The organism is Phaeobacter sp. A36a-5a, assembly GCF_037911135.1.
Classification (GTDB): Bacteria; Pseudomonadota; Alphaproteobacteria; order Rhodobacterales; family Rhodobacteraceae; genus Phaeobacter; species Phaeobacter bryozoorum.
Genome location: NZ_JBBLYU010000001.1, coordinates 409,458 through 427,613, shown reverse-complemented (window position 1 = coordinate 427,613; position 18,156 = coordinate 409,458). Strand labels below are relative to the sequence as shown.

Annotated in this window: 18 protein-coding genes; 16 read left to right on the top strand and 2 right to left on the bottom strand. The window is 62.1% G+C overall.

What is annotated here, in order from left to right:
* Window positions 1-121: 121 nt before the first annotated feature.
* Together WLQ66_RS01965 and WLQ66_RS01960 are read left to right on the top strand one after the other, a co-directional pair.
* Window positions 122-841 carry a CoA transferase subunit A gene (locus WLQ66_RS01965; RefSeq protein ID WP_340544649.1) on the top strand — a complete coding sequence of 240 codons (720 nt, stop codon included), beginning with the start codon at window positions 122-124 and terminating at the stop codon, window positions 839-841.
* A 12-nt stretch (window positions 842-853) separates the two neighbouring features.
* Window positions 854-1,483, top strand: coding sequence for a 3-oxoacid CoA-transferase subunit B (locus WLQ66_RS01960; RefSeq protein ID WP_340544648.1), 630 nt, complete (start codon window positions 854-856; stop codon window positions 1,481-1,483).
* 71 nt (window positions 1,484-1,554) lie between these two features.
* Here WLQ66_RS01960 and WLQ66_RS01955 read toward each other — a convergent pair whose 3' ends face one another.
* Window positions 1,555-2,046, bottom strand: a complete 492-nt coding sequence (locus WLQ66_RS01955) for a hypothetical protein (protein WP_340544646.1) — start codon at window positions 2,044-2,046, stop codon at window positions 1,555-1,557.
* A gap of 145 nt (window positions 2,047-2,191) precedes the next feature.
* Window positions 2,192-3,121 carry a lytic transglycosylase domain-containing protein gene (locus WLQ66_RS01950; RefSeq protein WP_340544644.1) on the bottom strand — a complete coding sequence of 310 codons (930 nt, stop codon included), beginning with the start codon at window positions 3,119-3,121 and terminating at the stop codon, window positions 2,192-2,194.
* Window positions 3,122-3,475: 354 nt separating this feature from the next.
* On the opposite strand from WLQ66_RS01950, the gene WLQ66_RS01945 reads away from it, so the two are divergent.
* From WLQ66_RS01945 to WLQ66_RS01880, 14 genes are all read left to right on the top strand, one after another.
* Window positions 3,476-3,661 (top strand): hypothetical protein, encoded by a 186-nt coding sequence (locus WLQ66_RS01945; RefSeq protein ID WP_014873714.1) that lies wholly within the window; start codon window positions 3,476-3,478, stop codon window positions 3,659-3,661.
* A 90-nt stretch (window positions 3,662-3,751) separates the two neighbouring features.
* On the top strand, window positions 3,752-3,928 hold the full coding sequence (locus WLQ66_RS01940; protein WP_340544635.1) for a hypothetical protein: 177 nt from the start codon (window positions 3,752-3,754) through the stop codon (window positions 3,926-3,928).
* Between the two features lie 156 nt (window positions 3,929-4,084).
* A complete protein-coding gene (gene cpaB, locus WLQ66_RS01935) occupies window positions 4,085-4,945 on the top strand; it encodes a Flp pilus assembly protein CpaB (RefSeq protein ID WP_340544634.1) in 861 nt (286 codons plus the stop codon).
* A gap of 227 nt (window positions 4,946-5,172) precedes the next feature.
* Window positions 5,173-6,579 carry a type II and III secretion system protein family protein gene (locus WLQ66_RS01930; RefSeq protein ID WP_340544633.1) on the top strand — a complete coding sequence of 469 codons (1,407 nt, stop codon included), beginning with the start codon at window positions 5,173-5,175 and terminating at the stop codon, window positions 6,577-6,579.
* 19 nt (window positions 6,580-6,598) lie between these two features.
* Window positions 6,599-7,225 carry an OmpA family protein gene (locus tag WLQ66_RS01925; protein WP_340544632.1) on the top strand — a complete coding sequence of 209 codons (627 nt, stop codon included), beginning with the start codon at window positions 6,599-6,601 and terminating at the stop codon, window positions 7,223-7,225.
* Between the two features lie 204 nt (window positions 7,226-7,429).
* Window positions 7,430-8,662 (top strand): CpaE/TadZ family protein, encoded by a 1,233-nt coding sequence (locus WLQ66_RS01920; RefSeq protein ID WP_340544631.1) that lies wholly within the window; start codon window positions 7,430-7,432, stop codon window positions 8,660-8,662.
* 29 nt (window positions 8,663-8,691) lie between these two features.
* A complete protein-coding gene (locus WLQ66_RS01915; RefSeq protein WP_340544630.1) occupies window positions 8,692-10,134 on the top strand; it encodes a TadA family conjugal transfer-associated ATPase in 1,443 nt (480 codons plus the stop codon).
* Window positions 10,134-11,102 (top strand): type II secretion system F family protein, encoded by a 969-nt coding sequence (locus tag WLQ66_RS01910; protein ID WP_340544629.1) that lies wholly within the window; start codon window positions 10,134-10,136, stop codon window positions 11,100-11,102. Before WLQ66_RS01915 ends, WLQ66_RS01910 begins: the two co-directional genes overlap by 1 nt.
* Window positions 11,103-11,112: 10 nt before the next feature.
* Entirely contained in the window at window positions 11,113-12,093 is a 981-nt protein-coding gene (locus tag WLQ66_RS01905) for a type II secretion system F family protein (protein WP_340544628.1), read from the top strand.
* 3 nt (window positions 12,094-12,096) lie between these two features.
* Complete coding sequence (locus tag WLQ66_RS01900; RefSeq protein WP_340544627.1) at window positions 12,097-12,699, top strand: tetratricopeptide repeat protein; 603 nt, start codon at window positions 12,097-12,099, stop codon at window positions 12,697-12,699.
* 40 nt (window positions 12,700-12,739) lie between these two features.
* The gene (locus WLQ66_RS01895) at window positions 12,740-13,588 is read left to right on the top strand and encodes a tetratricopeptide repeat protein (RefSeq protein WP_340544625.1); all 849 of its coding nucleotides are present in this window, start codon (window positions 12,740-12,742) and stop codon (window positions 13,586-13,588) included.
* Between the two features lie 18 nt (window positions 13,589-13,606).
* A complete protein-coding gene (locus WLQ66_RS01890) occupies window positions 13,607-14,113 on the top strand; it encodes an A24 family peptidase (protein ID WP_340544624.1) in 507 nt (168 codons plus the stop codon).
* A gap of 182 nt (window positions 14,114-14,295) precedes the next feature.
* Window positions 14,296-15,603, top strand: coding sequence for a DUF8689 domain-containing protein (locus tag WLQ66_RS01885; protein ID WP_340544623.1), 1,308 nt, complete (start codon window positions 14,296-14,298; stop codon window positions 15,601-15,603).
* Window positions 15,604-15,678: 75 nt separating this feature from the next.
* On the top strand, window positions 15,679-18,114 hold the full coding sequence (locus WLQ66_RS01880) for a ligase-associated DNA damage response DEXH box helicase (protein WP_340544621.1): 2,436 nt from the start codon (window positions 15,679-15,681) through the stop codon (window positions 18,112-18,114).
* The last annotated feature ends 42 nt before the right edge of the window (window positions 18,115-18,156 follow it).

The window sequence follows — 18,156 nt, the reverse complement described above, 5'->3', positions numbered from 1 at the left end:
GCCGGGCGGCCCGTGGCGCGGGCCGCTCCGTAGAAATACCTGTCTTTCTCCGTATCGTTGACTCTGCCTGCGGCGGAGGTCAGAACTTTGCCAACCTGGCTGATGATCAAGGGAGATGGATATGAAGAAGGTTTATTCCAACGCTGCCGAAGCGCTGGACGGTGTTCTGCACGATGGCATGTTCATCGCCGCAGGCGGGTTCGGGCTCTGCGGTATTCCGGAACTGCTGTTGCAGGCGATCAAGGATGCGGGCACCAAGGATCTGACCTTTGCCTCCAACAACGCCGGCGTCGATGATTTCGGCATTGGCATCCTTTTGCAGACCCGACAGGTGAAAAAGATGATCTCCTCCTACGTGGGGGAAAACGCCGAATTCATGCGCCAGTATCTCAGCGGCGAGCTGGAGCTGGAGTTCAACCCGCAAGGCACGCTGGCCGAACGTATGCGCGCCGGCGGCGCGGGCATCCCCGGTTTCTTCACCAAGACCGGCGTCGGCACCGTGATTGCCGAGGGCAAGCTGGAAAAGCAGTTCCCCACCGGCCCCGATGGCGCGATGGAGGATTACATCATGGAGGAAGGCATCTTTGCCGACCTCGCCATCGTCAAGGCCTGGAAAGCGGACGAGACCGGCAACCTGGTGTTCCGCAAAACCGCCCGCAACTTCAACGCGCCCGCCGCCACCTGCGGTAAGATCTGCGTGGCCGAGGTTGAGGAAATCGTCCCCACCGGCAGCCTTGACCCGGATTCGATCCACCTGCCCGGCATCTATGTGCACCGCATCATTCAGGGCGATCACGAGAAACGCATCGAACAGCGCACCACGCGCCCGGCAGCAAAGTAAGGAGACCGCGACATGGCATGGGACCGCAATCAAATGGCCGCCCGCGCGGCACAGGAGCTGCAGGACGGCTGGTATGTGAACCTCGGCATCGGCATTCCGACGCTGGTCAGCAACCACATCCCCGAAGGCGTCAACGTGACGCTGCAATCGGAAAACGGCATGTTGGGTATGGGCCCCTTCCCGGTTGAGGGCGAGGAGGACGCCGACCTGATCAACGCCGGCAAGCAGACCATCACCGAACTGCCGCAGACCGCCTATTTCGACTCGGCACAGAGCTTTGCGATGATCCGTGGCGGCAAAATCGCCATGGCGATCCTTGGTGCGATGGAAGTGGCCGAAAACGGCGATCTGGCGAACTGGATGATCCCCGGCAAGCTGGTGAAGGGCATGGGCGGCGCGATGGATCTGGTCGCAGGCGTCGGCCGTGTGGTGGTGGTGATGGACCACACCAACAAACATGGCGACAGCAAGGTTCTGAAAGCATGTACCCTGCCGCTGACCGGCAAGGGCGTGGTCGACCGCATCATCACCAATCTCGGCGTGCTGGATGTGGTCGAGGGTGGCCTGAAGATCGTCGAGACCGCCGAGGGCGTCAGCGAGGAAGAGCTGCGCGCCGCCACCGAGGCGACCATCGTCAACTGATCGCCGCAAAGCTGGTTCCAAAGCATATAGAATGAGACGGCCCGCCAGTTCCGCTGGCGGGCCGTCTGGTTTCAGACGCCGACTGGCGCTTCTGTGGTGCCCGCCTCCGGGCGTTCGCGCGGCCGCAGCGACGACCACAGCGGCAGCTCCACAGGGTTCAGCAGCTCATACATATGAACTCGCGTGTCATGCCAGTTGACGCTCATCTCGCGGCCATCTTCAAACACCATGACACAATAGGCCTCCCCCTGCGGATCGCAGCTGTCCCACCCCAGCAGGGTGACGATGACCGGATCGACCAGATGACGTTTGAACAGGACCTGCGCCTTGACGGTCTTGCCCGACAGATGCAGCGCCCCGGCAAATAGCGCCACTGCCACCAGAATATGCCCAAAGCCGGACAGATGTCCGAGCGGATTGGCCTGCGCCACCCCCGGACCAAAGGCGACAAAGACCAGTCGCCCGAAAAAACCGACAAATGCGATGGTGCCGAACATCATGATATTACCCGTCACCACATGCGAGCCCGCGGCCAAAGCCGTCGGATCAATCCCTAAATCCAATGCCTGTCTCCGAAATAACTCAAGGTAGAATACGGGCGCGATAAATCAGCCAATTCGGGCAGAATAATGATCCCATCGGCAGAGCGCGAATATTTTTCGATAAATTGATCCTGACCTGCGCAGAGTTTGGCGGGATCGGATCCGGCTAGTTCATCCGGCGAAAGACACAGCCGTCGGTGATCAGCTCCGGCGGCGTCATGCAAAGCCCCCGCGCCACCTGAAAGGCCGCCAGCACCTTGGGCACGTAATCGCGCGTCTCGGCATAGGGCGGCACCCCGGCATGGCTGCGCACAGCGCCCTCGCCCGCGTTATATCCCGCCAGAACCAGAATCGGATCGCGGTTGAATTCGCCCATCAGCCAGTTCAGGTATTTCACTCCGCCCGCGATATTCTCTGCGCTGTCCAGCGTGTCGCCAACGCCGAAACGTGCGGCGGTGTCCGGCATCAGCTGCATCAGCCCCTGCGCGCCGGCGCGGCTGACCGCGTCGGACCGGCCTGCCGATTCCACCGCGATCACCGCCAGGACCAGCGCGGGCGACACATCCGTGCCGACACTGGCCGTCAGGATCTGCACTCCCCGCGCGCTGGCAATGTCCTGCATCAACTGCAACCGGGGGGCGGCAACCGGGGTGTCGCCATCCAGCGCCCGCAGCGCCTTGGCCAGCCGCCCCGGCCCGCTGTCCTCCAGCTTGTCTGAGATGTCCTGCCAGAAACCGGTGTAGCGCCCGTTGTCCGCAGCAGCAGCCGGAACCGCGCCGCCACTGGCAGGCGCCGCAACCGGTGCGGCAGGCGGATCAATCTGGATGGTAATCCGCTGCTTGGTTCCCGGTTTCGGCGGGCGCACGCGTTTGGCCTCAAACTCAGGAAAGGGCGCCGGGGTCACCTTGCCCGCCTCCTGCGACCGGGCAGGCGTCGCGCTGCCAGCCCAGAGCACCGCCAGAATCACCAGCGCCGCTACATTGCCACAGATGACTGCGCTGCCCGCGACTGGCAGGCCCGACAACTGGCTCATGCCCTGCCGCTGAGCCGCAATAAGACGGACCAGACGGCGGCGAATGGACTGAAGAAGACTCATGGGGCTGCTCTGCCTCTCCTTTTTCGCAGATGAGACTCGCCGAAGCTCCGGCAAAAATCCAGTTTCGCGCCTCAGATTCTGGCAGTTTTGCCATATTTACCAAGATCTGCCGCCTCGAAGCCACGGGTATTGACAAGAGGTAAAATTAATAAGCGTGAAAATTCAATGCCTTACCCGAATACTCGGCAAAAAGTTAAAGTAGGGCAAATGAGTCCGCGTTTCAGCCCAAATCCTGCCACGCTCCGCTGGCTATATAGCTTCACACCAAGTCGAACAGAGCCGAGCAGGAGAGAGCAGGCTCACAACGGACGGCAAGGTCGAAACACACTTTTAGATCCTTTGGAGGGACGTACCATGATCAAATTCATCAAAAACTTCCGTAAAGACGACTCTGGCGCCGTGACCGTTGACTGGGTTGTTCTGACCGCCGCTGTGGCCGCTCTGGCGGGTGTTGTTTACACCTCGATCGAAAACGGCGCGTCGAACCTGACCTCGGCAACCGGCTCCTACCTGGGCACCAAAGGTCCGTCCGACTCCTAAGTCGCTTATGACCTGACGAGTTCGAGGGCCGCGCCTTTTGCCTAAGGCGCGGCCCTTTGCCCAAGGAACCTTCGGCTTACGAGGTCCATTATGAACAGGTTCAAGCATTTCATTGCCAAAGACGACGGCGCAGTCACCGTTGACTGGGTGGTTCTGACCGCTGCGATTGTCGGATTGGTCGTTCTGATCGCCGCCTCCATGGAGGATGGCGCATTGGGGCTGGCCGATCTGCTGGCCGCCTATATGACCAACTGGTCGTTCAGCTGATCCGGTAGTGGCCGAGGCAACTCGGCAGCCAGACAGAGATTTAAGGTGCGCCAGGCGCGCAACAGGACAGAACGTCCGCCTTAGGCAACGGTTTGACCGACCCAGGCGCCGGTATTGCGTCTGCAATGCCGGCCGCAACTGATGAGAGGTACCACCATGCGTGCAGTATTCGGACTTGTCCTCATTGTCGGAGTCGCCCTCGCCGGGGGGGCTGTGATGATGGCCAAGAACTATATCAGCGCTTACCAGAACGAACTCGCCCGTGAGCGCGCCTCGCGGGGGGAAAACATCCCATTGGTCGATATCTTTGTCGCCAATGACCAGCTGAAATACGGCGAGCGACTGACCAAGGAACATATCCGCTCCGTTCGCTGGCCCGAAAACGCGATTCCCGAAGGCGCCTTCCTGACCATGGATGCGCTGTTCCCGCCGCAATACCCCGATGATCATCGCGTGGTGCTGCGCCGCATGGAAAAGGATGAGGCGATTCTGGCCGTCAAAGTCACCAAACCCGGTGAGGACGCAGGCATCACCTCGCGCCTGTCCAAGGGGATGCGCGCCTTTGCCATCCGCGTCGATGTCTCCTCCGGCGTGTCCGGCTTCCTGCGTCCCGGTGACCGTGTCGATGTCTACTGGACCGGATCGCTCAATGATCAGGCCGGTGGCCGCAATGGTGAATTCACCCGTCTGATCCAGACCAATATCGAACTGATTGCCGTGGATCAGACTGCAGGTGGCGATCTGGATGGTGCCGTGATTGCCCGCACTGTCACCGCCGCTGTCCGCCCCGAGCAGGTTGCGGCCCTCGCCCAGGCCCAGTCCACCGGCCGTCTGTCGCTCTCCCTTGTGGGGGCTGGTGACGACACGGTTGCATCGGTGATCGAGGTTGATCAGCGCAGCCTGCTGGGGCTCAGCGCCATCGAAGCGCCGCAGCAGGCCGAGCAGGAAAAAGTCTGCACCATCCGCACCCGTCGCGGCGCCGAGGTGGTAGAGATCCCGATTCCCTGCACCAACTGATCAGCACCGCGCCTTTCCTGCAAAGGTTTCAGATAGATAACAGATCGAACGTCGCCCCCTCCGGGGCGGCGTTTTTATGTGATTGTTGCTGTCACCCCACAGGTCAGCCACGGTCGCTGCATCCCGGAAGCCTTTGATTCTTGCAAAAATTCGCCGATACGCGCAGAGTGTCCCAAACAATGGGCAATAAGACCCTGTATTGAGGCGTGATCGGAAAGGCAGGTCACATGGCTTTTAGACGGTATGTAGCGGCGGCCCTCACCGGGCTCGCGCTGGTGTGTTTCCCGGTTGCGGATGCGGCCTGGGGCAATGGCCTGCGCGTGGTCAAAAAGGGCACGGCGGCCAATCTTGAGGTGCCGATGAACCGGGCGGTCGTGGTCGAAAGCGATGTGCCCTTCTCCGAGCTCAGCATCGCCAATCCCAGCATCGCCGATATCTCCTCGCTTTCGGATCGCACAATCTACGTGCTGGGCAAGGCGCCGGGTCTAACCACGCTGACCCTGCTCGATGCCTCCGGTCGTCTGATCACCAATGTCGACGTCCGCGTTGCCGCGGATGTCAGCGAATTCAAGGAGCGGCTGCGGCAGATCCTGCCCGGCGAGCGGATCGAGGTCCGTACCGCCAATGACGGCATTGTCCTGTCCGGCGTTGTCTCCAGCTCGTCGCGATTGCAGCGGGCGCTTGATCTGGCCGAACGCTACGCCCCGGAACGGGTCAGCAACCTGATGTCGGTGGGCGGTGTCCAGCAGGTCATGCTGAAGGTCCGTTTTGCCGAGATGCAGCGCACCGTCTCGAAGTCGCTCAGCGCCTCGCTTGGCGTGAAGGGCGGCAACAGCGTCGGCGTCAATGGCGGCACCAGCACACTCAACACCCAGGGCGCGCTGACCAACAGCCTGTCCGGCAATATCCCTGCTGGCAACGACAACACCGGTGCCTTTGTCTTTGGCTTCAACGCCGGGGCCTTTCAGGTGAACCTGCTGCTGGAGGCGCTGGAACAGAAAGGTGTCGTGCGCACCCTGGCTGAGCCGAACCTGTCGGCCCTGTCCGGGCAGGAAGCCAAATTCCTCGCCGGGGGGGAATACCCCATTCCAGTCGCACAGGAAGACGGCATTATTACGATTGAATTCAAACCCTTCGGGATCGAGCTGAATTTCGTTCCTCGAGTGGTGGACGCCGATGTCATCAACCTTGAAATGAAGGCCGCCGTCTCCGCTATTGATCCCACCAACTCGATTGAGCTGAACGGGCTGAATATCGCCGCCTTCTCGCGGCGCGAAACCTCCACCACGGTGGAGCTGCGCGACGGCGAGAGCTTTGCGATTGCCGGCCTGATCCGTGATGAGTTCCGCGACAACTCTTCGCAGCTGCCATGGATTGGCGACGTGCCGGTCCTCGGCTCGCTGTTCCGCAGCGCCAACTACCAGCGCGCGCAGACCGAACTGGTGATCATTGTCAGCGCCCATCTGGTTACGCCGACACGGGGCGAGGCGCTGAGCCTGCCCACCGATCGGATCCGCCCACCCAGCGAAAGCGAGCTGTTCCTGATGGGTCGCGTAGCCAAGGGACAAAAAGGCCCCGCCAGCGAGGTCGCCAAGCAGGACTTCAACGGCTCTTACGGCTATGTGATGGATTGAGCAGAGGAACATGGGGCAGATGATCAGATATGCAGCACTCCTTGGCCTGTCCCTGACAGTGGCCGCCTGCGGATATGAAGCGGGCGAACCGCTGGACCGCTCGGTCTTTGGCAATGCGACCAATTCCAACGCCGCCGTGATGGCCGGAGAGCGGGACTTTGCGATCCAGCTCGCCACCCGGTTTGCCGAGGAAGTGCCAAATACGATCACCTTTGCCTTTGACAGCGCGCAGCTGGATGGCAACGCCCGCGCCGTGCTGGATCAGCAGGCCCATTGGATCAGACAGTTCCCGGAGGTGCGATTCCGTGTCTTCGGCCATACCGACGCCGTCGGCTCTGCCAGCTACAACAAGGCCCTGGGCCTGCGCCGCGCCCGTGCCGCCGTCGCCTATCTCGTCTCGCGGGGCATCAGCCGCAGTCGCTTGGAGGCAGTCGTGTCCTTTGGCGAAACGCAGCCTCTGATCCCCACCTCCGACCGCGAACGCCGCAACCGTCGCACCGTGACCGAGGTCAGCGGTTTCCTGAAGCGCCATCCCACTGTTCTGGATGGAAAGTATGCGCAGATCATCTACCGCGAATATGTCGAAAGCGCGGTGCCACGCACCTCTCTGACCAGCGAACGGTCGATCAGGACCACCCTGGAATAAGCGCAGGACGACAGGGTTGACCGCGGTTAACCCTGTTCAGGCTTCATTAGGAATTCCCCACAAATGGGCCGCCTTGGCCCCAATCTCGCCCAGATCTTCACCGACATTGTTCTCAAGAGGTAATGTGCGTCCAAATGCCGGACGTGCGTGCTAGCGTGCTCTGGCCAACATGGTGCGACACGCCCCGAGAGAAGGATTACGGTGATGAGCAGCGGTATGCCGCAGACAGAAGCGAACGCGATTGTTGCCTGCACGATCAGCCGCGACGTGCAGAACTTTGACCTGCTGATCGAAGACATGGAAGCCACCATGGGCGAAGCCTGGGGCGATCTCGGCTTTACCGAGGCGCTGGCCTTCTTCAACCAGAGTGAAGCCGAAGCGCTGGAATTTGTGGCGCTGGCGCTGGACAGCGCCGACGAAGACAATCTGCAATTGATGGGCACCATCATCACCGAGGCAAAGTCCCGCAATATCAAGGTGATCCTGATTGCCGAGGACGTGACCCCCGCCGCACTGCACAGCCTGCTGCGCCAGGGGGCCGATGAATTCATCCCCTACCCGCTGCCCGAGGGGGAGCTGCAGGCCGCCATCGAACGGCTGCGCCTGGCCGAGGCCGAACGCACCGCCCAACCGCAGCACGCTCTGAAAACCGGCAGCCAGCGCGACGGCGCGGTCATCGTCTGCCACGGTCTGGCCGGCGGCAGCGGTTCAACCACGCTGGCGGTAAATCTCGCCTGGGAGCTGGCGCAGCTTTCCACATCGGAGACCCCGCGCGTCTGCCTTCTGGATTTTGACCTGCAATACGGGTCCGTCGCAACCTATCTCGACCTGCCGCGCCGCGAGGTGGTGATGGAGATGCTGAGCGATACCGAGAATCTCGACGAAGACATCTTTGGCCAGGCGCTGGTCACCTATGAGGACAAACTACAGGTGCTGACGGCGCCGGTGGATATGATCCCGCTGGAATTCATCACCCCCGAAGATATCGAACGGGTGGTAACGCTGGCGCGCAGCCATTTTGATTTTGTCGTCATCGACATGCCCCACACGCTGGTGCAATGGTCTGAAACCGTTCTCAATATGGCGCATGTCTACTTCTCCATGGTCGAGCTGGACATGCGGTCGGCGCAGAATGCGCTGCGCCTGAAACGCGCTCTGCAATCGGAGGAGCTGCCGTTTGAAAAGCTGCGCTTCGCATTGAACCGCGCACCGAAGTTCACCGACCTCAGCGGCAAGAGCCGCGTCAAGCGTATGGCGGAATCCTTGGGCATTTCCATCGACCTGCAGCTGCCCGACGGCGGCAAACAGGTTGCGCAGGCCTGCGACCACGGCACCCCGCTGGCCAGCTCGGCCGCCAAGAACCCACTACGCAAGGAAGTTCTGAAACTGGCCCAATCGCTGCATGACCTCGGTCAAAGCGACGCTGCGGCGGCCTGAACCCAGATTTAACCAGGGGCGTTCCTTTCATGTTCTCGAAGTATAAAAAACAATCCGCCACCCCCCGCGCTGCGGCGCAGCCGGCGCCCGTGGCCACGCCCGCCCCGCAAAAAGCCGCCCCGGCCGTCTCCATGCGCCGACCAATGGTCGGCACTCCCGCCGAGGCCGCCCCGGCGGACAAGGAACGCAAGCGCAAGGAGCGGATGGGTGAGATCAAGATCCAGCTCCACCGCGAGCTGCTGGACAACCTGAATCTCGCAGCACTGGAACGCGCGAGCGAGGCGGAACTGCGCGCCGAGATTTCCTCCATCGCCACCGAAATCCTTGAGGAAAAAGGCATCGTTCTCAACCGTGAGGACCGCCAGACCCTGACCAAGGAGCTCTATGACGAGGTCACCGGCCTTGGCCCGCTGGAAACCCTGCTTCAGGACGATACGGTCAACGATATCCTTGTGAACGGCCCGCATCAGGTTTTTGTCGAACGCGACGGCAAGCTGCAGATGTCGGATGTCACATTCAAGGATGAAAAGCACCTGATGCGGATCATCGACAAGATCGTCTCCGCCGTGGGTCGCCGTGTCGATGAAAGCAACCCTTACGTGGACGCCCGTCTTGCCGACGGCTCGCGCTTTAACGCCATGGTGCCGCCCGTCGCGGTCGATGGCTCGCTGGTGTCGATCCGTAAATTCAAAAAGGACAAGCTTGGCATTGACGATCTGGTCGGCTTCGGCGCCTTCACCGAAGAGATGGCCGCCTATCTTCAGGCCGCTGTCTCCACGCGCCTGAATGTCATCGTTTCCGGCGGGACCGGCTCTGGTAAGACCACCACGCTCAATGCGCTGTCGTCCTTCATCGACAATGCCGAACGCATCCTGACCATCGAGGATACGGCGGAACTTCAGCTGCAACAGACCCATGTTGGCCGGATGGAAAGCCGCCCGCCCAACGTCGAGGGTCGCGGCGAGGTTTCCCCCCGCGACTGTCTCAAGAACGCCCTGCGGATGCGCCCGGACCGGATCATCGTGGGCGAGACCCGCGGCGAGGAGGTCATCGACATGTTGCAGGCGATGAACACCGGCCACGACGGGTCCATGACCACGATCCACGCCAACTCCGCCCGCGACGGCATCTCGCGCCTGGAAAACATGATCGCCATGGCCGGCATCGAAATGCCGATCAAGGCGGTACGCAGCCAGATCGCATCGGCGGTCAACATCATCGTGCAGGCCTCGCGCCTTCAGGACGGGTCGCGCCGCATGACCTCGATCACCGAAATCACCGGCATGGAGGGCGATGTGATCTCGATGCAGGAAATCTTCCGCTTCCAGCGCGTCGGTCTGACACCCGACAACAAGATCATCGGCCATTTCACCGCCACCGGCGTGCGCAGCCACTACTCCGAGCGCTTCCGCCTCTGGGGCTATGACCTGCCCGCGTCGATCTATGAACCCACCGTGATGGAGGCCCGCTGATGCAACTGAGTGCAGAACCGATCATCTACGGCCTGATCTTCATCGGCGTCTTGGTGCTGGTCGAAGGTCTCTACCTGGTGACATTCGGCAAATCCATCAGCCTCAACAGCCGCGTGAACCGCCGTCTGGAAATGATGGACAAAGGCGGCAACCGCGAACAGGTGCTGGAACAGCTGCGCAAGGAAATGCGCCAGCATATGAGCGCCAAGTCGATCCCGCTCTATTCCCTTCTGGCTGAACGCGCTCAGAAAGCGGCCATCGCCTTCTCACCGCGCCAGCTGATCATGATCATGGGCGGCGTCGCGGCCATCGCCTTTGTCGGTCTCAGCGTCGGCACCAGCGCCGAACTGCCGCTGCGGCTGCTGGCCTCGGTGATCATCGGCGTCGGCGCCGTGTTCTTCTGGGTCAACAAAAAAGCCGCAAAACGCATGGCGATGATCGAAGAACAGTTGCCCGATGCGGTCGAACTGATGGTGCGCTCCCTGCGCGTCGGCCATCCGTTTTCCTCTGCCGTGCAGATCGTCGCCAATGAGGTCGAAGACCCGCTGGCCACGGAATTTGGCGTGATCGCCGACGAAAGCGCCTATGGCCGCGATGTCGGCGAGGCGCTGAAGGAAATGGCCGAACGTCTGGACATGCAGGACATGCGCTTCCTTGCCGTGGCCGTCACCATCCAGCAGCAATCCGGTGGTAACCTCGCCGAGGTGCTGGCCGGTCTGGCCAAGGTGATCCGCGCCCGCTTCCGTCTGTTCCGCCGCGTGAAGGCCATCACCGCCGAGGCGCAGTGGTCCGGCAAATTCCTCTCCGGCTTTCCGCTGTTCTGTCTGGGCGGCATCCTGGCTAAGGATCCGGGCTATTACGACAGCGTGATCGACCATCCCTGGTTCATTCCCGCCTGCTTTGTTGTGGGCGCCATGCTGACCGTCAACCTCTTCGTCATGCGGATGCTGACGAACATCAAGGTGTGAGGCAATAATCATGACATCCCTGAGCGATATCAACGACCTGCTGACCTCCCATCTTGGCCCCTTCGGCCCGCTTCTGGTGGTCGGGCTGATCGGCCTCTTCATGATCCTGCTGGCGATTCCGCTGCTGCTGAACCAGCCCGAGGATCCGCTGAAGAAACTGCAAAAAAGCATGTCGGCCAGCACCCAGACCAAACCGAAAAAGGAACGTCTGCGGCAGGCCGATCGCAACGAGCAGCTGCAGAAATTCGCCTCCTTTCTGGAGCCGCAGGACGCCGCCGAACTCTCCAAGATGGAGCTGAAGCTGCGTCAGGCCGGCTACCAGTCCAAGGACTCGGTCCGCTTTTTCCACTTTGCACAGTTTGCCCTTGGCCTCATCGGCCTCGCCGCGGGTCTGTTCTATGTCTACGTGCTGAACGCGGACATGGAATATGACAGCCAGCAGATGGTGATCCGCATCATCGGCCCCGGTGCCGCCGCCTATATGCTGCCGAAATACTGGATCACCCGCCGCATCGAGGAGCGCAAACAGGAGATCACCTCGGGCTTTCCTGACGCGCTGGACATGATGCTGGTCTGCGTCGAGGCAGGTCAGTCGCTGGATCAGGCGATTGTGCGCGTGGCCAAGGAGCTGCATGCCTCCTACCCGGCGCTGGCCGAGGAATTCGAGGTGGTCGCCCAGGAGATGAAGGCCGGCAAGGACAAGGATAAGGTCATGCGCGACATGGGCACCCGCTGCGGCGTGCAGGATGTGTCCTCCTTTGTGACCGTGATGATCCAATCCGCCACCTTCGGCACCTCGATTGCGGAGGCACTGCGGGTCTATGCCAGCGAAATGCGGGACAAGCGCGTCATGCGCGCCGAAGAGGCCGCAAACAAGTTGCCAACCAAAATGACCCTTGCCACAATGACCCTGACGGTGCCGCCGCTGCTGATCATTCTGGTCGGACCCTCGGCACAGGGCATCGCCAATCTGGGCAATATGAGCAAATAACACATGATGACATTGGGTTGGGCCATCCCCTCCCGTCTCTATCGACTGATCCCCGCCACCCTCGCGCTTGCGTTGGTGGCGGCTTGCATGTCGCCGGGCGGAAAACCGGATCCAAAGGATCCCCTTGGCGCGCCCGCCCTGCCCGGCGTTGATCCCCGTGGCACCGCCGAAAGCGGGCTTATTGTTGGGCACCGTCTGATGGCCGCCGCCGAGTATGAGCTGGCGCTGGATGCCTTTACCCGCGCCGCATTGGAAGAGGGTCTCAGCGCCGAGGTGCTCTCTGGCCTCGGGACCGCGAATCTGGGGCTGGGCCGTCTAGGTCAGGCCGAAACCCAGCTGCGCCGCGCGGTCGCAAAGGATCCCGACTGGCCTGCGGCGATGAACAATCTCGGCGTCGTGCTGATGGAGCGGCAGAAATACCCGGAGGCCGAGCAGACCCTGCGCCGCGCCTTCGCCCTCGATAATGGCGAAAGTGACGCAATCCGTGAAAATTTCCGCCTTGCCCTCGCAAAACTTGATCAGAACACGCATAGTGATCCGCAACAAAAAGGCTATGCACTGGTGCAACGCGGAGGGGGCAGCTACCTGATTCGCACGTCCCAGTGACGCAAGGCCTAGAGGCAGAGCAGCACAGAGGACGCAAAAAATGCGCCAGCAGATTTTCGTATCCGCATGTCTGGTCGGTGGGCTTGTCCTGTCGGCCTGCGCCAAGGACGACACCGAAGCCGTGGACCGCGCCTTTCAGGAGGTGAATGTGGTCGACGAGAGCAATCTCAACGATGTGATGCTGACGGTTGCCGATCCAAACGAAGCCGTCACCTATTTTCAGCGCACCGTCAAATCCGCACCCGACCGGATCGACCTCAACCGCGGGCTGGCGATCTCGCTGATCCGCGCCAAGCGCAACACCGAAGCGGTTGCCGCCTGGAAAAAAGTCGTCTCGCTGCCCGAGGCCACCGATGAGGACCGTATCGAACTGGCCGACGCGCTGATCCGCACCAGCAACTGGGACGAGGCCAAGGCCACCCTCGACAAGGTGCCGCCCACCCATGAGACCTACAAACGCTACCGGCTGGAGGCGATGGTCGCCGACTCGGAACAGGACTGGAAACGCTCCGACAGCTTTTACCAGACCGCCGTCGGCCTCACGACACAGCCCGCCCGCGTGATGAACAACTGGGGCTATTCGAAACTGACCCGTGGCGATTACGCCGAGGCCGAGCGCCTGTTCGGCGATGCCATCCGTCAGGATCAGTCGCTGTTCACCGCCAAGAACAATCTGGTGCTGGCCCGTGGCGCGCAGCGCAACTACACGCTGCCGGTGATCCCGATGGATCAGGTCGAACGCGCCCAGCTGCTGCACACGCTGGCGCTATCGGCTGTAAAACAGGGCGACGTGCAGACCGGCGAAAGCCTGCTGCGGCAGGCGATCTCGACCCATCCGCAGCATTTCGACGCGGCGGCGCGCGCACTTGCTGCGCTGGAAAACGGCTAAGACCGGAGCCCCCACCCCATGCTGATCTCGGCCCATGTCGCCCTGTGGTTCCTGCCCTTTGTGGTGCCGCTCTGCTGTGTGGTCGCGCTGAATGACCTGCGCCATATGCGGATCCCGAACTGGACCGTGGATCTTCTGGCCGTGATCTTTGTCCTTGTCGGCCCCTTCCTGATGAGCTGGACGGATTATGGCTGGCAGCTGCTGCATCTGCCCATCGGCATCGGCCTTGGCTTCCTGTGCTACAGCGCGGGCATGGTCGGCGCAGGGGACGCCAAATTCGCCGGTGCCGCCGCGCCCTTTGTGGTCTTTGGCGATCTCTCGGTGGTGGTGATGATCTTCTCCGCCATGCTGCTGGCCGGGTTCCTCACCCATCGTATCGCGAAATACACCCCCCTGCGCCGTCTCGCCCCGCATTGGAAGAGCTGGGAGGTCGGCAGCAAGTTTCCAATGGGCCTCTGCCTTGGTGGCACGCTGGTCGCCTATCTGCTGCTCGGCACCCAGCTGGGTCAGAGCGCCCCGGTCTGAGGCATCCCGGTTCAGATCGCCCCCGACTGACAATTTCCTAAAATGCCCCGCATGTGGTCGGTCCCTTCGCGGAAATGCACCAGCTTTGCCCCGCTTGTGCCACAGTGCTGAATAAACTCTTGTCTGAACAGTCGGGCGCCACCGGGCGCAACATTGAACAATCGAGACAGGCAGGCCGCAGCATGAACATGCAGACATCCGCCGTAGTGGCACCCCCTACCCCGCGCGGGCTGGAGCAGATGCAGCTCCCGATGGTGATGATGCGGGATATCCTGCTCAAGACCATTTTCCGCAAGACCTGCGAAAACGTCAGCGAAATCGCCGCCGCCATCTGCCTGCCGATCCCGGTGACGCAGGAACTGGTCGATATCGCCCGCGAACAAAAGCTGCTGGAGGCAACCGGTACGCTCAACGCCAACAGCGGCAATGAAATGGGCTATCAGCTGACCGAGGCGGGCAAAGCCCGCGCGCTGGATGCGCTCAGCCAGTCCGAATATTACGGCGCCATGCCGGTGCCGCTGCACATCTACCGCGAACAGGTCAAACGCCAGTCAATCCGCAATATTCTGGTCACCCGCCAGCAACTGCTCGGTGCAATGGGCCATCTGGTCCTGCCCGACAGCCTGCTCGACCACCTCGGCCCCGCTGTCAGCGCCGGCCGCTCGATCCTGATGTATGGCCCGCCCGGCAACGGGAAATCCTCCATCTCCAACGGCATCCGCGACGCGCTGGGGGATCACGTCTACGTGCCGCGCGCGATTGAATATGCCGGTCAGGTGATCACGGTCTATGATCCCATCGTTCACACTGCCGTGCCGCTGCCCGAGGACGACCCCAACAGCCTGCGCCGCGCCCGCCGCTTTGACAGCCGCTATGTCTGCTGCGAACGGCCCACGGTGGTGACCGGGGGCGAGCTGTCCCTGTCGATGCTGGATCTGGTCTACAACCCAACCGCGCGCACCTATCAGGCGCCGCTGCAGCTGAAATCCACCGGCGGCATCTTCATCGTCGATGACCTGGGCCGCCAGGCGGAATCACCGCAGGCGCTGGTCAACCGCTGGATCGTGCCGCTGGAAGAGGGCCGCGATATCCTCTCCCTGCAATCGGGCGAGAAATTCGAGGTGCCCTTTGACACGCTGGTGATCTTCTCCACCAACTTCCACCCCAATGAGATCTTCGATCAGGCGGCGCTGCGGCGGATCTTTTTCAAGATCAAGATCGACGGGCCAAATCAGGAAAACTTCCTCAAGATCTTTGCCATGGTCGCCCAGAAGAAAGGCGTGCCCCTGGACGAGGCGGCGCTGGTGCATCTTCTGAAACGCAAATATCCGACCATCGACAATATCTACGCCAATTATCAGCCGGTGTTCCTGATCGACCAGATGAAGGCGATCTGCGATTTCGAAGGCATCCCCTATCAGATGTCTCCCGACCTCATCGACCGCGCCTGGGCCAATATGTTCGTCAAGGACGAACACATCGTCAAATGAGCCACCTCAAAGTTTTTTTATAAACTTTGGCCAGAACGTTTAGAAAAGTTCTGCCACCGCGCCTAGATAAGTCGGATGAGCAGTCTTCCCGATGTCATCACCGCCTGGTTCCACGACCGTGGCTGGACCATTCACCCGCACCAGCAGGAGATGCTGGCGCGCGCGGATGATCCGGCAACGCTGCTGATCGCCCCAACCGGCGGCGGCAAGACGATGGCGGGTTTCCTGCCCACTCTTGCCGATCTTGCTACCGGCGAACACCGCGGGCTGCACACGCTCTACGTCTCGCCGCTGAAGGCGCTGGCGGCGGATATCAAACGCAACCTGCGCACCCCGGTCGAGGAGATGGGCCTGCCCATCCGCATCGACGACCGCACCGGTGACACGCCCGCCTCCCGCAAGCGCAGCCAGCGCGCCGACCCGCCGCATATCCTGCTCACCACACCTGAAAGCCTCGCGCTGCTCACCTCCTATGAGGACGCGCCGCGGATGTTTGCGGGACTGAAACGGGTGGTACTGGACGAGATCCACGCCCTCGCCGAGAGCAAGCGCGGCGACCAGCTGATGCTCGCCCTGACCCGGCTTCAGGCGATCTGTCCGGACATGCGCCGCGTCGGCCTTTCGGCCACCGTCGATGATCCCGCCGCCATCGCGCAGTATCTGGCCCGCCACCCGGATCCCTGCGATATCGTTCTGGCCGACCCCGGCCCCGCCGCCGATATCCAGATGCTGCACACGGATGCAGCCCCGCCCTGGTCCGGGGGCGGCGCTGCCCATGCCATCCCCGCCGTGCTTGAGCAGATCAAGGCGCATAACACCACGCTGATCTTCCACAACACCCGCGCCCAGGCAGAGATCTTCTTTCACAACCTCTGGCTTGCCAATGATGACGCGCTGCCGATCGGCATTCACCATGGCTCGCTCGACCGGGTGCAGCGGGACCGGGTCGAGGCAGCGATGGTGCGCGGAGAGCTGCGCGCAGTGGTCTGTACCGGCTCGCTTGATCTGGGCATCGACTGGGGGGACGTCGATCTGGTGATCCAGATAGGCGCGCCGAAGAACGTGAAACGGCTGGTCCAGCGCATCGGCCGCGCCAACCACCGCTACAATGCCCCCTCCAAGGCGCTTCTGGTGCCGGCCAACCGGTTTGAGGTGGTGGAATGCCGTGCCGCCCTTGAGGCGGTGGAGGCAGGCACGCTGGACGGCAGCCCGCGCACACCCGGCCCCCGCGACGTGCTCTGCCAGCACATCCTGATCCGCGCCTGCGCCGGTCCCTTCGCCGCCGATGACCTTTATGCCGAGGTCACGGGAGCCGGCGCCTATGCCAGCCTCAGCCGGGCTGAGTTCGACGCCTGCCTCGATTTCTGTGCCACCGGCGGTTACGCCCTCCGGGTCTATGACCAGTGGCAACGGCTGCTGCAACGTCCCGACGGGATGTGGCAGCTGCGCGACCCCCGCGCCGCCCGCCGCATCCGCATGAACATTGGCACCATTCAGGACGCCGACCTCCTGAAGGTCCGACTCAAACGCAGCCGCGGCGGCAAACCGCTTGGCGAGGTCGAAGAGAGCTTTGCCGCCACCCTCACCCCGGGCGACACCTTCCTCATCGGTGGCCAGATCGTGCGGTATGAATCGCTGCGCGAAATGACGGTCGAGGTCAGCCGCAATGCCAGCCGGAAACCGAAAGTGGCGGTCTTCTCCGGCACAAAATTCGCCACCTCGACCCAGCTCAGCACCCGTATCCTCGATATCCTGCAACGCGACAGCTGGCCCGATCTGCCACCGCACACCGCCGACTGGCTGGCGCTACAGCGCGAGGTCTCACAGATGCCCCGCCGGGGCCAGCTGCTGCTCGAAAGCTTTCCCTTCCGGGGCCGCGAACACCTCTGCATCTACGGGTTTGCCGGGCGCAATGCGATGCAGACCCTCGGTCTGTTGCTGACCAAACGGATGGAAGAGCTGTCGCTCGATCCGCTTGGCTTTGTCGCCACCGATTATGCCACGCTGATCTGGGGGCTCAGCCCGGTTGACGACCCCGCCCCGCTGTTCGATCCTGCCGAGCTGCGCGCGGGTCTGGACGGCTGGCTCGCGGGCAATGCGGTGATGAAACGCAGCTTCCGCGCGGTGGCCACCATCGCGGGGCTGATCGAACGCAACACCCCCGGCCAGCGCAAGAACGGACGACAGGCGACATTCTCCTCCGACATCCTCTACGACACGCTCCGTAAATATGATCCCGATCACCTGCTCTTGGACATCACCCGGCAGGAGGCGCTTGGCGGGCTGGTGGATTTCGGCCGCATCGAGGAACTGCTCAGCCGCATCAAGGGAAACATCACCCTCAACCGGCTGTCGCAGATCTCACCGCTGGCCGCGCCGCTGCTGCTGGAGGCAGGCAAGGTCCCGGTGAAAGGTGCCGCCCAGGAAAAGCTGCTGCAACGCGAAACCGAAGAGCTGATGCGCAGCGCCCGGCTGGCAGAGCTGGCTCCGCCCGGCGCTGCGTCACCCTGACGGCTGAATCTGCCATCTTGCACCGTCCCGCAAAACCGGCGA

Excerpts from the sequence above, each read along its gene's own strand:
- WLQ66_RS01965 (WP_340544649.1), top strand. The coding sequence starts at position 122 with ATGAAGAAGGTTTATTCCAACGCTGCCGAAGCGCTGGACGGTGTTCTG.
- WLQ66_RS01960 (WP_340544648.1), top strand. The coding sequence starts at position 854 with ATGGCATGGGACCGCAATCAAATGGCCGCCCGCGCGGCACAGGAGCTG.
- WLQ66_RS01950 (WP_340544644.1), bottom strand. The coding sequence starts at position 3,121 with ATGAGTCTTCTTCAGTCCATTCGCCGCCGTCTGGTCCGTCTTATTGCG.
- WLQ66_RS01945 (WP_014873714.1), top strand. The coding sequence starts at position 3,476 with ATGATCAAATTCATCAAAAACTTCCGTAAAGACGACTCTGGCGCCGTG.
- WLQ66_RS01940 (WP_340544635.1), top strand. The coding sequence starts at position 3,752 with ATGAACAGGTTCAAGCATTTCATTGCCAAAGACGACGGCGCAGTCACC.
- cpaB (WP_340544634.1), top strand. The coding sequence starts at position 4,085 with ATGCGTGCAGTATTCGGACTTGTCCTCATTGTCGGAGTCGCCCTCGCC.
- WLQ66_RS01930 (WP_340544633.1), top strand. The coding sequence starts at position 5,173 with ATGGCTTTTAGACGGTATGTAGCGGCGGCCCTCACCGGGCTCGCGCTG.
- WLQ66_RS01925 (WP_340544632.1), top strand. The coding sequence starts at position 6,599 with ATGATCAGATATGCAGCACTCCTTGGCCTGTCCCTGACAGTGGCCGCC.
- WLQ66_RS01920 (WP_340544631.1), top strand. The coding sequence starts at position 7,430 with ATGAGCAGCGGTATGCCGCAGACAGAAGCGAACGCGATTGTTGCCTGC.
- WLQ66_RS01915 (WP_340544630.1), top strand. The coding sequence starts at position 8,692 with ATGTTCTCGAAGTATAAAAAACAATCCGCCACCCCCCGCGCTGCGGCG.
- WLQ66_RS01910 (WP_340544629.1), top strand. The coding sequence starts at position 10,134 with ATGCAACTGAGTGCAGAACCGATCATCTACGGCCTGATCTTCATCGGC.
- WLQ66_RS01905 (WP_340544628.1), top strand. The coding sequence starts at position 11,113 with ATGACATCCCTGAGCGATATCAACGACCTGCTGACCTCCCATCTTGGC.
- WLQ66_RS01900 (WP_340544627.1), top strand. The coding sequence starts at position 12,097 with ATGATGACATTGGGTTGGGCCATCCCCTCCCGTCTCTATCGACTGATC.
- WLQ66_RS01895 (WP_340544625.1), top strand. The coding sequence starts at position 12,740 with ATGCGCCAGCAGATTTTCGTATCCGCATGTCTGGTCGGTGGGCTTGTC.
- WLQ66_RS01890 (WP_340544624.1), top strand. The coding sequence starts at position 13,607 with ATGCTGATCTCGGCCCATGTCGCCCTGTGGTTCCTGCCCTTTGTGGTG.
- WLQ66_RS01885 (WP_340544623.1), top strand. The coding sequence starts at position 14,296 with ATGAACATGCAGACATCCGCCGTAGTGGCACCCCCTACCCCGCGCGGG.
- WLQ66_RS01880 (WP_340544621.1), top strand. The coding sequence starts at position 15,679 with ATGAGCAGTCTTCCCGATGTCATCACCGCCTGGTTCCACGACCGTGGC.